15 protein-coding genes are annotated in these 12,481 nt (G+C 61.7%); 10 read left to right on the plus strand and 5 right to left on the minus strand.

Going from position 1 to position 12,481, the window contains the following annotated elements:
• Positions 1-189, plus strand: a 189-nt coding sequence (locus AC5PZ0_RS21050; protein ID WP_493855675.1) for a hypothetical protein, incomplete at its 5' end; no start/stop codon positions are given.
• Between the two features lie 59 nt (positions 190-248).
• On the opposite strand, the gene tyrS is transcribed toward AC5PZ0_RS21050, so the two are convergent.
• Entirely contained in the window at positions 249-1,448 is a 1,200-nt protein-coding gene (gene tyrS / locus AC5PZ0_RS21055; protein WP_085274082.1) for a tyrosine--tRNA ligase, read from the minus strand.
• Positions 1,449-1,665: 217 nt separating this feature from the next.
• Here tyrS and AC5PZ0_RS21060 point away from each other — a divergent pair, with 217 nt between their 5' ends.
• Positions 1,666-3,087, plus strand: a complete 1,422-nt coding sequence (locus tag AC5PZ0_RS21060; protein WP_493855676.1) for a peptidoglycan DD-metalloendopeptidase family protein — start codon at positions 1,666-1,668, stop codon at positions 3,085-3,087.
• A 3-nt stretch (positions 3,088-3,090) separates the two neighbouring features.
• Entirely contained in the window at positions 3,091-4,182 is a 1,092-nt protein-coding gene (locus tag AC5PZ0_RS21065; RefSeq protein WP_493855677.1) for an anhydro-N-acetylmuramic acid kinase, read from the plus strand.
• A 58-nt stretch (positions 4,183-4,240) separates the two neighbouring features.
• Here the strand turns inward: AC5PZ0_RS21065 and erpA are convergent, their stop codons facing one another.
• Positions 4,241-4,591 carry an iron-sulfur cluster insertion protein ErpA gene (gene erpA / locus AC5PZ0_RS21070; protein ID WP_027594416.1) on the minus strand — a complete coding sequence of 117 codons (351 nt, stop codon included), beginning with the start codon at positions 4,589-4,591 and terminating at the stop codon, positions 4,241-4,243.
• 146 nt (positions 4,592-4,737) lie between these two features.
• The gene (argC, locus tag AC5PZ0_RS21075) at positions 4,738-5,772 is read right to left on the minus strand and encodes an N-acetyl-gamma-glutamyl-phosphate reductase (protein ID WP_008089527.1); all 1,035 of its coding nucleotides are present in this window, start codon (positions 5,770-5,772) and stop codon (positions 4,738-4,740) included.
• Between the two features lie 142 nt (positions 5,773-5,914).
• Between argC and hemJ the strand changes: the two genes are divergently transcribed.
• From hemJ to AC5PZ0_RS21105, 6 genes are all read left to right on the plus strand, one after another.
• Complete coding sequence (hemJ, locus tag AC5PZ0_RS21080) at positions 5,915-6,340, plus strand: protoporphyrinogen oxidase HemJ (protein ID WP_027594415.1); 426 nt, start codon at positions 5,915-5,917, stop codon at positions 6,338-6,340.
• A 26-nt stretch (positions 6,341-6,366) separates the two neighbouring features.
• The gene (locus AC5PZ0_RS21085; protein ID WP_238212307.1) at positions 6,367-7,323 is read left to right on the plus strand and encodes an NAD(P)H-dependent flavin oxidoreductase; all 957 of its coding nucleotides are present in this window, start codon (positions 6,367-6,369) and stop codon (positions 7,321-7,323) included.
• A gap of 68 nt (positions 7,324-7,391) precedes the next feature.
• Positions 7,392-8,174, plus strand: coding sequence for an SDR family NAD(P)-dependent oxidoreductase (locus AC5PZ0_RS21090; RefSeq protein ID WP_493855678.1), 783 nt, complete (start codon positions 7,392-7,394; stop codon positions 8,172-8,174).
• Between the two features lie 64 nt (positions 8,175-8,238).
• The gene (locus tag AC5PZ0_RS21095) at positions 8,239-8,577 is read left to right on the plus strand and encodes a histidine triad nucleotide-binding protein (RefSeq protein ID WP_027594412.1); all 339 of its coding nucleotides are present in this window, start codon (positions 8,239-8,241) and stop codon (positions 8,575-8,577) included.
• 65 nt (positions 8,578-8,642) lie between these two features.
• Positions 8,643-9,290: a 2-polyprenyl-3-methyl-6-methoxy-1,4-benzoquinone monooxygenase gene (gene coq7 / locus AC5PZ0_RS21100; RefSeq protein WP_027594411.1), complete on the plus strand. Its 648-nt coding sequence runs from the start codon at positions 8,643-8,645 to the stop codon at positions 9,288-9,290.
• A 9-nt stretch (positions 9,291-9,299) separates the two neighbouring features.
• Positions 9,300-10,340, plus strand: a complete 1,041-nt coding sequence (locus AC5PZ0_RS21105; protein ID WP_493855679.1) for a DUF2157 domain-containing protein — start codon at positions 9,300-9,302, stop codon at positions 10,338-10,340.
• A gap of 138 nt (positions 10,341-10,478) precedes the next feature.
• Here the strand turns inward: AC5PZ0_RS21105 and AC5PZ0_RS21110 are convergent, their stop codons facing one another.
• Complete coding sequence (locus tag AC5PZ0_RS21110; RefSeq protein WP_027594409.1) at positions 10,479-10,901, minus strand: OsmC family protein; 423 nt, start codon at positions 10,899-10,901, stop codon at positions 10,479-10,481.
• A gap of 191 nt (positions 10,902-11,092) precedes the next feature.
• Here AC5PZ0_RS21110 and crp point away from each other — a divergent pair, with 191 nt between their 5' ends.
• Entirely contained in the window at positions 11,093-11,737 is a 645-nt protein-coding gene (crp, locus tag AC5PZ0_RS21115; protein ID WP_027594408.1) for a cAMP-activated global transcriptional regulator CRP, read from the plus strand.
• Here crp and AC5PZ0_RS21120 read toward each other — a convergent pair.
• Complete coding sequence (locus tag AC5PZ0_RS21120) at positions 11,734-12,438, minus strand: lipoate--protein ligase family protein (RefSeq protein ID WP_027594407.1); 705 nt, start codon at positions 12,436-12,438, stop codon at positions 11,734-11,736. The genes crp and AC5PZ0_RS21120 overlap by 4 nt on opposite strands.
• Positions 12,439-12,481: the final 43 nt, after the last annotated feature.

Below are 12,481 nucleotides of genomic sequence, written 5' to 3' on the forward strand. Positions count from 1 at the left end.
AAAGCGCTGTCAACCACCATTTCAACCGCTGACGATCTTTCGATCGAAGCCCTTTCAACACTACCTGAATCGATTAACTCGCTGATACTCAAGGAGTTTCTCGTTCCAATCACGCTGGAAGTGGGGCGCATTATAAGGGGATTCGAAACCCCGTCAACCTTTAATTTCACGAAACCTTTATATCGCTAAAAACAAAGCGGGGAGGCCTGTCGACCTCCCCGCTTCTATATAGCTATACCCACTAACGATCACTCAGCCTTTAGGGTGACCCGGGCAAACGCCTTTTTACCGGCCTGGCAAACGTGAGTGGCGCCCAGTGCAAAAACGAAGTCACGATCGACCACCGCACCATCTACCTTAACTGCACCGCCATTCAGCAGATCCCGCGCCATCGCCGAGTTCTTCACCAGCCCCGCCCGGTTCAGCACGGCAGCGATCGGCAGGTCTTCAGCCGCAGCAACTTCGATTTCTGGCAAGTCTTCTGGCAACTCGCCTTCCTTCATTCGGTTGCCCGCCGCACGGTGAGCATTGGCAGCAGCCTCTTCACCATGGAAGCGCGCCACGATCTCTTCCGCCAGCTTGATCTTGATGTCGCGCGGGTTCGCGCCACTGGCAACATCAGCACGGAACTGCTCGATCTCTTCCATCGAGCGGAAGCTCAGCAGCTCGAAGTAACGCCACATCAGCGTGTCCGGGATCGACACCAGCTTGCTGTACATCACCCCTGGCGCTTCCTGGATGCCCACATAGTTGCCCAGCGACTTGGACATCTTCTTCACGCCGTCCAGCCCTTCGAGCAGCGGCATGGTCACGATGTTCTGCGCTTCCTGGCCATAGGCACGCTGCAGTTCACGCCCCATCAGCAGGTTGAACTTCTGGTCGGTACCGCCCAGTTCCACGTCAGCTTTCAGTGCCACCGAGTCATAGCCCTGCACCAGCGGGTAGAGGAACTCATGGATGGCGATCGGCTGATTGGTGGTGTAACGCTTGTCGAAGTCATCCCGCTCAAGCATGCGCGCAACGGTGTACTGCGATGCCAGGCGAATGAAGTCAGCTGGCGTCAGCGTGTCCATCCAGGTGGAGTTGAACGCAACCTCGGTCTTGGCCGGGTCGAGAATCTTGAACACCTGCTGTTTATAGGTCTCGGCGTTATCCAGTACCTGCTCGCGGGTCAGCGGCGGGCGCGTGGCGCTCTTGCCGCTCGGATCACCGATCATCCCGGTGAAATCACCAATCAGGAAAATGACCTGATGCCCCAGCTCCTGGAACTGGCGCAGCTTGTTGATCAGCACCGTGTGCCCAAGGTGCAGGTCAGGCGCAGTAGGGTCGAAGCCTGCCTTGATGCGCAGAGGTTGGCCGCGCTTGAGCTTCTCCACCAGTTCCGACTCGACCAATACTTCTTCCGCACCGCGCTTGATAAGCGCCAGCTGCTCTTCAACCGACTTCATAGACAGACCCGCAAGGCTCAGATTCAAGGGGAGCCAACCATACAAGATCGGCCATCAAATACAAGTTTCGCAACGGAATGTGACCTGACCGCAGGCTTGCGGCGTCTACGCGCCCTTGCGTGAAAATGGATTTGGTTATATTTTATACAGTTATTTCATCTTCATCATGTCATTCATCTTTTCCATATTCACTTTTCTTCAAAAAGTCACCTTACCTATGACCAACGAACCGCCTAAAGCGCCCCCGCTTTATCCGAAAAGCCATCTGTTGGCCGCCAGCGGCATCGCCGCCCTGCTCAGCCTGGCACTGCTGGTATTTCCCTCCAGCGAAGTCGAAGCCAAGAAAACCACCCTCAACCTCGAACTGGAAAGCCCGGTCGAGCAACTGAAAGAAGAATCCAAGGCCGCGCCGCTGGTGCAGGCTGACGCTGAGCAAAGCTCGCCGTTCGCCCAGATCGAAGAGGCCGATTCGGCCACCGAGAAAGCTGAACAGGAAAAGCCTGCAGCAGCATCGGTAGCCGAGGCCGCCAAGCAGCCCGGCCACCGCGAAGTCACCGTAGCGCGTGGCGACACCCTCTCCACCCTGTTCGCCAAGGTCGGCTTGCCAGCCAGCGCGGTTCATGAGGTGCTGGCCAGCAACAAGCAGGCGAAGCAGTTCAGCCAGCTCAAGCACGGCCAGGTGCTGCAGTTCGAGCTCGACAAGGACGGCCAGCTGACCAACCTGCACAGCAAGGTCAGCAACCTTGAAACCATTCGCCTGACCAAAAACGCCAAGGGCTACACCTTCAACCGCGAAATCAGCAAGCCCGTGGTCCGCACGGCCTATGCCCATGGCGTGATCAAGAGCTCGTTGTCGGCCTCCGCCCAACGCGCCGGCCTTTCCCACAGCATGACCATGGACATGGCTCGCGTCCTTGGCTACGACATCGACTTCGCCCAGGACATCCGCCCGGGCGACGAATTCGACGTGGTGTACGAGCAGAAAGTCATGGATGGCAAGGTGGTGGGCACTGGCAACATCCTCTCTGCGCGCTTCACCAACCGCGGCAAAACCTACACTGCGGTGCGTTACACCAACAAACAAGGCAATACCAGCTACTACACCGCCGATGGCAACAGCCTGCGCAAAGCGTTCATCCGTACCCCGGTAGACTTCGCCCGCATCAGCTCACGCTTCTCCGCTGGCCGCAAACACCCGATTCTGAACAAGATCCGCGCCCACAAAGGCGTCGACTATGCCGCCCCCCGCGGCACACCGATCAAGGCAGCGGGTGATGGTCGTATCGAACTGGCCGGGCGCCGTGGCGGCTACGGCAATACCGTGATCATCCAGCACGGCAACCGCTACAAGACCCTTTACGGCCACATGCAAGGCTTCGCCAAAGGCATCAAGACCGGCGGCTCGGTCAAGCAAGGCCAGATCATCGGCTACATCGGCACCACCGGCCTCTCCACAGGCCCGCACCTGCATTACGAGTTCCAGGTCAACGGCGTTCACGTCGACCCGCTGAGCCAGAAAGTGCCGATGTCCGACCCGATCGCCAAGGCCGAACGCCAACGCTTCCTGCAGCAGAGCCAGCCACTGATCGCCCGCATGGATCAGGAAAAGGCCACCATGCTCGCAGCGAACAAGCGCTAAGCCATGGCGCTTTATCTGGGGGTCATGTCCGGTACCAGCTTAGATGGCCTGGACATCGCCCTGATCGAACAGCGCGAGCAGCCTCAACTGCTCGCCACTCACTATATCCCCATGCCTACCGACCTTCGCCAGGACTTGCTGAGCCTTTGCGCCAGCGGCCCTGACGAGATTGCCCGCGCTGCATTGGCCGAGAACCGCTGGGCCAGCCTGGCAGCCGAAGGCATCGGCCACCTGCTCGCGAGCCAGGGCTTGCAAGCCAACGCTGTCCGCGCCATCGGCAGCCATGGCCAGACAATCCGCCATGAACCCGCCCGCGGCTTCACGGTGCAAATCGGCAACCCGGCACTGCTTGCCGAGCTTACCCAGATCAGCGTGATCGGCGATTTCCGACGCCGCGATGTAGCCGCTGGCGGGCAAGGGGCTCCGCTGGTCCCGGCCTTTCACGAAACGCTGTTCGGCCACCTGGGCAAACGGCTCGCCGTGCTTAATGTCGGCGGCTTCAGCAACCTCAGCCTGATTGCCAACGACACGCCGGTGCATGGTTTCGACTGTGGGCCGGGCAACGTGCTGCTGGACGCCTGGATCGAGCACTCGCGCGGCCTGCATTACGATGCTGACGGCGCCTGGGCGGCGAGTGGCGTGGTGATCGAGGACTTGCTTGCGGCGCTGTTGCGCGACCCGTTCTTTGCAGGCGCCGGCCCCAAGAGCACAGGCCGCGAAGTGTTCAACCTGGCGTGGCTGCACAGCCACCTGAGCCAGCCGCCGCCCTATCGTGCCGAGGATGTGCAGGCGACCCTGCTGGAGCTGACCGCGCGCAGCATCATCGAATCACTGTGCACTGCGCAGCAAGGCACTGAGGCACTGCTGGTGTGCGGTGGCGGGGCCCGCAACGGCACACTGATGCGCCGGCTTGCCCAACTGTTGCCAGGTGCCCAGGTGGACAGCACCGCAGCGCATGGCGTCGACCCGGACTGGGTAGAGGCCATGGCCTTTGCCTGGCTTGCCCATTGCTGCCTGGAAGGCATTCCAGCCAACCGCCCCAGCGTGACAGCAGCCCGTGGGCTGCGCGTGCTTGGCGCCATCTACCCCGCTTAACACCCCGCCAGAATGCAAAACGCCGCGCAAATGCGCGGCGTTTTCGTACAGCCCGTGATCAGATCGAGAACGAAGAACCACAGCCGCAGGTGGTGGCGGCGTTCGGGTTCTTGATGATGAAGCGCGAGCCTTCCAGGCCTTCCTGATAGTCCACTTCGGCACCTGCCAGGTACTGGAAGCTCATCGGGTCGACCACCAGCGACACGCCTTCACGCTCGACGATGGTGTCATCTTCGGCCACATCTTCATCGAAGGTGAAACCATACTGGAAGCCAGAGCAGCCACCGCCGGTCACGAACACACGCAACTTCAGACGCTCATTGCCTTCCTCGTTGACCAGGGTCTTCACCTTTTGGGCTGCCCCTTGGGTGAATTCCAGACCGGTAGGGGTGAAGGTTTCGACGCTCATGCTGATTCTCCCGGCGCAGTTGCCGCCATAAAACTCGATGACGCGCATTATCCGCTTCTCCGAGAAAAATGGTCAAGAATTGTGCGGCTTTAGTCGCGCCCACAAAAAGGCCCGCACACGGCGGGCCTCTGTGCCAGCTTACCCTGTTAGGGGAGCAGGCCCGCGTGGGACAGGCCCATACGCTCATCCAGGCCGAACAGGATATTGAGGTTCTGCACCGCCTGGCCCGACGCGCCCTTGACCAGGTTGTCGATCACCGACAGCACCACCACCAGATCACCGCCCTGCGGACGATGGACAGCGATTCGGCAGACGTTCGCACCGCGCACGCTGCGGGTTTCCGGGTGGCTGCCAGCTGGCATCACATCGACGAACGGTTCATCCGCATAACGCTTCTCGAACAGCGCCTGCAGATCGACCGACGTATCTGCCACGGTGGCGTACAGGGTGGCGTGGATACCCCGGATCATGGGCGTGAGGTGCGGCACGAAGGTCAGGCCAATATCCTTGCCCGCCGCCAGGCGCAAGCCTTGGCTGATTTCTGGCAGGTGGCGATGGCCCTTGACCGCATAAGCCTTCATGCTCTCGCCAGCCTCACAGAACAGCGAGCCCACTGCAGCGCCACGCCCAGCACCACTGACACCCGACTTGCAGTCGGCAATCAGGCGCGACGGGTCGGCCAGGCCGGCCTCCAGCAGTGGCAAGAAGCCCAGCTGGGTGGCCGTCGGGTAGCAGCCCGGGACCGCAATCAGGCGTGCCTGGCGGATTTTTTCGCGGTTGACTTCAGGCAGGCCATAGACGGCGTCCTTGAGCAGCTCAGGCGCGCCATGAGGCTGGCCGTACCACTTGCCCCACTCGGTAGCATCCTGCAGACGGAAGTCGGCAGACAGGTCGATCACTTTGGTGCCGGCCGCCAGCAGTTCGCCTGCCAGGGCGTGGGCGACACCATGGGGCGTTGCGAAAAACACCACGTCGCACGCCGCCAGGGCCTTGCTGTCCGGCACGCTGAACGCCAGGCCATCATAGTGGCCGCGCAGGTTCGGGTACATGTCAGCTACCGCCACGCCCGCCTCGGAGCGCGAAGTGATGACCGCCACTTCGGCCTGTGGATGCTGCGCCAGCAGACGCAACAGTTCGACGCCGGTGTAACCCGTGCCGCCGACGATACCGACCTTGATCATAACGCTTGCCCCTTATCAACGAGCCCACTGGAAAGCGCACGATAATAGGGGCGCAAGCCGCCTGTAACAACTCTTCGGGTGACCCTTCGGGCGCTTGACCACTACTATCTGACGACCGTGAAAACCTGAAGGAACTCCCTCAATGCTTTACCTATGGATCAAAGCGCTGCATATCGTCAGCGTGGTCTGCTGGTTCGCCGGCCTGTTCTACCTGCCCCGGCTGTTCGTCTACCACGCCCAGAGCCAGGACAGCATCAGCCAGGACCGCTTCGTGACCATGGAGCGCAAGCTGTACCGCGGCATCATGAACCCGGCCATGATCGCCACCTATGTGTTCGGCGCCTGGATGCTCTACCTGACCCCGGGCTGGCTGAGCCAAGGCTGGCTGCACGCCAAGCTCACCCTGGTCATCCTGCTGACCGGCTACCATCACATGTGCGGCGCGCAGCGCAAACGCTTCGCCAGCGGCGCCAATACCCGCAGCCACGTCTACTACCGCTGGTTCAACGAAGTCCCGGTGCTGTTCCTGCTGGGTATCGTAATTCTCGTGGTGGTCAAACCGTTCTGACGGTAACCCCCTACAGGAGCCTTGCCATGTCATTGCCCGCCTCGCTCGAACAACGCCTGCGCCTGCCCGTGGTGGCAGCACCGATGTTCCTGATTTCCAACCCGAGCCTGGTTCTGGCCTGCTGCGCCAGTGGCGTGGTGGGCAGCTTCCCGGCGCTGAACCAGCGCGACAGTGCCGGGTTCAAGGCTTGGCTAGAAGAGATCGAGGCAGGCCTGGCACAGTTGCAAGCACCGGCCCCCTATGCGGTGAACCTGATCGTGCACCCGACCAACCCGCGCTTGCAGGCCGACCTGGCCCTGTGTGTAGCGCACAAGGTGCCGATCGTCATCACCAGCCTGGGCGCAGTGAAGGAAGTGGTCGATGCCGTGCACAGCTACGGCGGCCTGGTGTTCCACGATGTCACCACCCGCCGCCATGCCGAGAAAGCCGCCGAGGCCGGCGTCGATGGCTTGATCGCCGTCGCAGCGGGTGCCGGCGGTCATGCCGGAACCTGGAGCCCTTTCGCCCTGGTGGCCGAAATCCGGCAGTTCTTCGACAAGACCCTGCTGTTGGCGGGCTGCATCAACCATGGCCATGAAATTCTCGCGGCACAACTGCTCGGTGCGGACCTGGCATACATGGGCACCCGCTTCATTGCCACCGCGCAAAGCCAGGCCCAGGATGCCTACAAGCAGATGCTGCTCGATGCCCATGCCGTCGATATCGTCCACACCCCGGCGGTCTCCGGTGTGCCAGCGAGCTTCCTGCGCCCCAGCCTGGAGCAGGCGGGCTATGACATGAACGCACTCAAGAGTGGCCACGAACTGGGCAAGCTCAAGCCGATCGACGACGAAGCCAAGGCCTGGAAAACCGTATGGTCGGCAGGCCAGGGGGTGGGCGATATCCATGACCTGCCGGACGCCCGCGTGCTGATCGAACGCCTGCAAAGCGAGTACCGGGAAGCCCTGGATCGCTGCCAGGGTATTCGCGCTCAGGCCTTGTAGCAAAAGGCAACACCTTGCCCAGCCAAGCTGTACACTAGGCGCCCTCTTCAGCCCCCAGGAGCCTTTGCATGACCCGTTACGCCATGATCACTGGTGCTTCCAGCGGCCTGGGCCTGGCCCTGGCGGAAGCGCTGGCACGGCGCGGGCGCAATCTGATCCTGGTGGCACGTCAGCGCGAAACGGTGGAGCCGGTGGCCATCGAGCTGACCCAACGCTTCGGTGTCGAGGTGTTGTTCCGCGCCTGTGACCTCAGCCAGCCGCTTCGCCTTTCGGGCTTTGTGCTAGAGCTGGAAGAAGGTGAGCGGCGTATCGACCTGCTGGTCAACTGCGCGGGGCTGCGCACCTACGGGCCGTTCCTGGCCCACGAGTGGGCCGACGAGCAGGACCTGCTGGAGGTCAATATCCTGGCCATGAGCCGCCTCTGCCATGCCATCGGCAACCTGATGGCTGTACAGGGTGGCGGGCAGATCCTCAATGTCGCAGGCCTGGCCGGCGTCGCACCGGGCCCCTGGATGGCGGCCTACGCGGCCAGCAAAGCTTACGTGTTGAGTTTCTCCCAAGCATTGCGCGAGGAGCTCAAGCGCACCGGCATCAAGGTCTCGGTACTCTGCCCTGGCCCGGTACGCTCTTCGCGCCGGCGCATTCCGCGGCTCGAGGGCAGCACGCGCTGCTTCAGCCCCGAGGAAGTGGCGCTGTACACCGTGCGTGCCCTGGACAAAAACCGCACGCTGATCACCCCCGGTCGACGCAATCGCTGGCTGGCGTTCGCGCCACGCCTGCTACCGCGCTGGCTAGTGCGCAAGCTCGCCGGGGTAATCCATCGCCGTTACTGCCCGGTCGGAATGGAATAGCCACTGGGCGAGCGGCGCCCGGCTGAGTACACTCGGCCCGGACCCTCACCATGGAGCAAGTGCTGTGGACGATTTATTCACCAGGATCATCAACCGGGAAATCCCGGCGAAGATCATTTACGAGGACGACCAGGTTCTGGCGTTCCACGATATCGCCCCCCAGGCGCCCGTGCATTTTCTGGTCATCCCGAAAAAGCACATCCGCACCCTCAACGATTTGACCGAAGAGGATAAAGGCCTGGCCGGCCACATCCTGTTCACTGCTCAGCGCCTGGCCAAGGAACTGGGTTGCGATGACGGCTTCCGCGTGGTCATGAACTGCAACGAGCAAGGTGGGCAGACCGTCTACCACATCCATATGCACGTGCTTGGCCAACGCCAGATGCACTGGCCACCGGGCTGATCCAGGGCAAGCGACCCTGGCGCTATTGCGGTAAACTGTCGGGCACACTCTTGCGGAGGTGCCCGATGGCTACCGAACGTCACTACTCGCCGCTCGACCGCTTGTTGCTGCAGGCCGATACCGCCATGCGCACCTTGCTGCCCTTCAGCGGCCAACCGTCCCGCCCATCCCCGGCCATCGTCCAGCCGGATGCCGACCTGGACGACGCCCAGAGCCGCCACATTGCCGGCCTCATGCGCATCAACCATACCGGCGAAGTCTGCGCCCAGGCGCTGTACCAAGGCCAGGCCCTGACCGCCAAGCTGCCCCAGGTACGCAAAGCCATGGAGCACGCCGCCGAGGAAGAAATCGACCACCTGGCCTGGTGTGAACAGCGCATTCGTCAGCTGAACAGCCACCCGAGCGTGCTCAACCCGTTGTTCTACGGCATGTCGTTCGGTATTGGCGCCCTCGCCGGCCTGGTCAGCGACAAGGTCAGTCTGGGCTTCGTCGCAGCCACCGAGCATCAGGTGTGCAAACACTTGGACGAACACCTGGAGCAAATCCCGCACGAGGACGAAAAGTCCCGCGCGATTCTCGAGCAGATGCGCATCGATGAAGAGCAGCACGCCGAATCTGCCCTCGAAGCGGGCGGCTATCGCTTCCCTGCCCCTGTGCGTTTCGGCATGAGCCTGCTGGCCAAGGTCATGACCAAAAGCACTTACCGCATCTGAAGGCCCCCCATGACGGAACGTTTCAGCGCCAAGGACCTGGCGCGTGCCGTGCAAGCCGGCATCCTCCAGCCGGGCCAAGACCAGGCCCTGCTGCAGTTTCTGCGCCAGCAACCGGCAACACGTGGCAGCTTTCAGCTGGCGCACGTCGCCTTCTATTTCGGCGCCTTGCTCATCATGGGCGCCATGGGCTGGCTGCTGACTGAAGCCTGGATGTCGATCGGCGACTGGGCACTGCTGGCCATTGCCACCTTGTACATCGTCCTGCTAACCCTCTTTGCCATTAATTTGCAACGGCGCGCTCAGCCGATTGCCGCCGGTGTACTGGCGGCGGTCGCGGTCAGCATCGTGCCGCTGGCGGTATTCGCCATCGAGCGCCTGGTGGGCTGGTGGCCGATGGGTGACAGGCAAACCGCCTATCACCAGTACTACACCTATGTGCAGGGTGGCTGGCTGATGATGGAAGCGGCAACTGTGATTGCCGGGTTGCTCATGCTAAGGCTGATCCCCTTCCCGTTCATCATGATGCCGATTGCCGTGGCGCTGTGGTTCATGTCGATGGACCTCAGCGAATGGTTCTATGGCTCGCCGTTCAGCTGGGAACAACGACGCGAAGTGTCGCTGTGGTTCGGTTTGGGCATGCTGCTGGTGTTTCTGGTGGTGGACGGCCGCACGCGTGAGGACTATGCCCACTGGGGGTATCTGGCTGGGCTTGCGGCGTTCTGGGGCGGGTTGACCCTGGTGGACAGCGGTAGCGAACTGGGCAAGGCCCTCTACTGCCTGATCAATATCGGCCTGATGGGCATCGCCGTGCTGTTACGCAGGCCGGTGTTCATGGTGTTCGGGGCATTGGGCGTGGCGGCTTACCTGGGGTACCTGTCTTACGAGGTATTCGCCGAATCGCTGCTGTTCCCAGTGGTGGTGACGGTGATTGGGCTGGGGGTTATCTGGCTGGGTCTGGTTTACCAGAAGCGGCGGGAGCGGTTGAGCCAGGCCTTCAGAAACGGTTTACCGCAGTGGTTGCGGGTGGCCCTTCCGGCATTACGTGACTGAAGATAGCAGGGGCCGCTTCGCGGCCCATCGCAGGCAAGCCAGCTTCTACAGGTTAAACGCAAGCCTCCAAAACGGCGCGGGCCTGTAGGAGCTGGCTTGCCTGCGATGGGCTGCGAAGCAGCCCCAACAATCCAGCACTTAACCCAGCTCTACAATCTCGTAACCGTGGGTAATCTCGACACCTGCACGCTCCAGCATGATCGAAGCCGAGCAGTACTTCTCAGCCGACAGCTCCACGGCGCGTTTGACCTGGGCCTCTTTCAAGCCACGGCCCTTGACCACGAAGTTCATGTGGATCTTGGTAAACACCTTCGGGTCTTCACTGGCGCGCTCAGCCTCCAGAAACGCCTCGCAGCTTTCCACGGCCTGGCGCGACTTCTTCAAGATGCTCACCACATCGAAACTGCTGCAGCCACCCAGGCCCAGCAACAGCATTTCCATCGGGCGCACGCCCAGGTTTCGGCCACCGGCCTCGGGTGGGCCGTCCATCACGACGACATGCCCGCTCCCCGACTCGCCGAGGAACATCGCGTCACCGGCCCACTGGATACGTGCCTTCATCTACCCGGACTCCTAATATTCGGAAAAGGGTGTCAGCTTAGACCTTGTGTGGCTGTCGGAAAAGCTCGAGACGTGTCGGTTTAGTACCGAAACATCCTGTAGTGTCTGATAAGCTGGCGCCAAATGACTGGCGCGTTCTGCCAGACACTCTCTATAAGAAACCTATGCGTCGTATCGAACAGGATTTCGTGATGGTTGCCTCCGCCCTACCCGCCAAGATCAAGAACATCGACAAACTGCTGGTGCACTGCCAACGCCGCCGCTACACCGCTAAAAGCAACATCATCTGCGCCGGCGACAAGGCCGAAACACTGTCGTTCATCATCAAGGGTTCGGTGACCATCCTGATCGAGGACGACGATGGTCACGAAATGATCATTGCCTACCTCAACAATGGCGATTTCTTTGGCGAGCTGGGCCTTTTCGAGCCCGTAGAAGGCGAGCAGCAGCGCAGCGCCTGGGTCCGCGCCAAGACTGAATGCGAAGTAGCAGAGATCAGTTACGACAAGTTTCGCGAACTCTCCCGCCAGGACCCCGACATCCTCTACGCCCTGGGCGGCCAGATGGCACAGCGCCTGCGTAATACCACGCGCAAGGTTGGCGACCTGGCCTTCTTCGATGTCACCGGGCGTGTTGCCCGCTGCCTGCTCGAACTGTGCAAGCAACCCGATGCGATGACCCACCCGGACGGTATGCAGATCAAGATCACTCGGCAGGAGATTGGGCGTATCGTCGGTTGTTCGCGGGAGATGGTCGGCCGCGTCCTCAAAGACCTCGAGGAACGCAGCCTGGTGCAGGTCAAGGGCAAGACCATGGTGGTCTACGGTACCCGTTAGTCCTTGGGCAAATCGGCCAGCACCTTGGCATAAGCCTGTGACAGGCGCTCGAACCAGGGCGCTTGGGGCGCCACTTCGTGCAAGGCAATGTGCGCATCGGCGCGGCAGCGCTGCTCCAGTTCGCAGCATTCGTTGAAGCGGTTGACTGCCGCGACCATCGATTCACGCTCGTTATCCAGCAGCAACGCGCCATGCACCAACACCACCGGGCGTTTGCCACCCAGCCCCTGGCGCCAGCGTTGGGCCGTGCCGACCAGTTTGCGGCCATTGAGGTTGACGTTATAGCGGCCGTCGCAAAACGCCCCGTCGATCTCGCCCACCGAAGCCACCCCGCCCCACTCGCGTAGCACCTCGCACAGCGGCAGGCACAGCCGCTCGTAGGCATTTTCGATGCGTCCATGGTCACCTTCAACGCGCGGCGCCACATAGACCAGCGCCACATTGACCGTGGCATGCGACTGCGGCACCGGTTCACCGCCGGTCTCGCGCAACAGCACCGGCCAGCCAGCGATCGCCAGCTCGGCACAGGCGGCTTCGAAGTTGTCCAGGCGGCTCATGCGCCGCGGCATGACCAGGGCATGGTCGGTCGGGCGCCAAAACAGCACACCGCTGTCGCGTTCGCCGCGGCAGACAGCGGCCAGCAGGTCCTGTTCGGCATGCAGGCCTTGTTCAACGGTCAGTGCCAGGGGTTGATCGGTCATTGATCCACCTTTGATGTTGTTATCGATCCCCGCAGGTTCAACA

The sequence above is a fragment of the Pseudomonas sp. 5.2 genome, from assembly GCF_059025405.1.

Bases quoted from the DNA above. Each gene is read 5' to 3' on its own strand.
- AC5PZ0_RS21120 (WP_027594407.1), bottom strand. From the start codon at position 12,438: ATGACCGATCAACCCCTGGCACTGACCGTTGAACAAGGCCTGCATGCC.
- AC5PZ0_RS21090 (WP_493855678.1), top strand. From the start codon at position 7,392: ATGACCCGTTACGCCATGATCACTGGTGCTTCCAGCGGCCTGGGCCTG.
- AC5PZ0_RS21060 (WP_493855676.1), top strand. From the start codon at position 1,666: ATGACCAACGAACCGCCTAAAGCGCCCCCGCTTTATCCGAAAAGCCAT.
- tyrS (WP_085274082.1), bottom strand. From the start codon at position 1,448: ATGAAGTCGGTTGAAGAGCAGCTGGCGCTTATCAAGCGCGGTGCGGAA.
- AC5PZ0_RS21110 (WP_027594409.1), bottom strand. From the start codon at position 10,901: ATGAAGGCACGTATCCAGTGGGCCGGTGACGCGATGTTCCTCGGCGAG.
- coq7 (WP_027594411.1), top strand. From the start codon at position 8,643: ATGGCTACCGAACGTCACTACTCGCCGCTCGACCGCTTGTTGCTGCAG.
- argC (WP_008089527.1), bottom strand. From the start codon at position 5,772: ATGATCAAGGTCGGTATCGTCGGCGGCACGGGTTACACCGGCGTCGAA.
- crp (WP_027594408.1), top strand. From the start codon at position 11,093: ATGGTTGCCTCCGCCCTACCCGCCAAGATCAAGAACATCGACAAACTG.
- AC5PZ0_RS21065 (WP_493855677.1), top strand. From the start codon at position 3,091: ATGGCGCTTTATCTGGGGGTCATGTCCGGTACCAGCTTAGATGGCCTG.
- erpA (WP_027594416.1), bottom strand. From the start codon at position 4,591: ATGAGCGTCGAAACCTTCACCCCTACCGGTCTGGAATTCACCCAAGGG.
- hemJ (WP_027594415.1), top strand. From the start codon at position 5,915: ATGCTTTACCTATGGATCAAAGCGCTGCATATCGTCAGCGTGGTCTGC.
- AC5PZ0_RS21085 (WP_238212307.1), top strand. From the start codon at position 6,367: ATGTCATTGCCCGCCTCGCTCGAACAACGCCTGCGCCTGCCCGTGGTG.
- AC5PZ0_RS21105 (WP_493855679.1), top strand. From the start codon at position 9,300: ATGACGGAACGTTTCAGCGCCAAGGACCTGGCGCGTGCCGTGCAAGCC.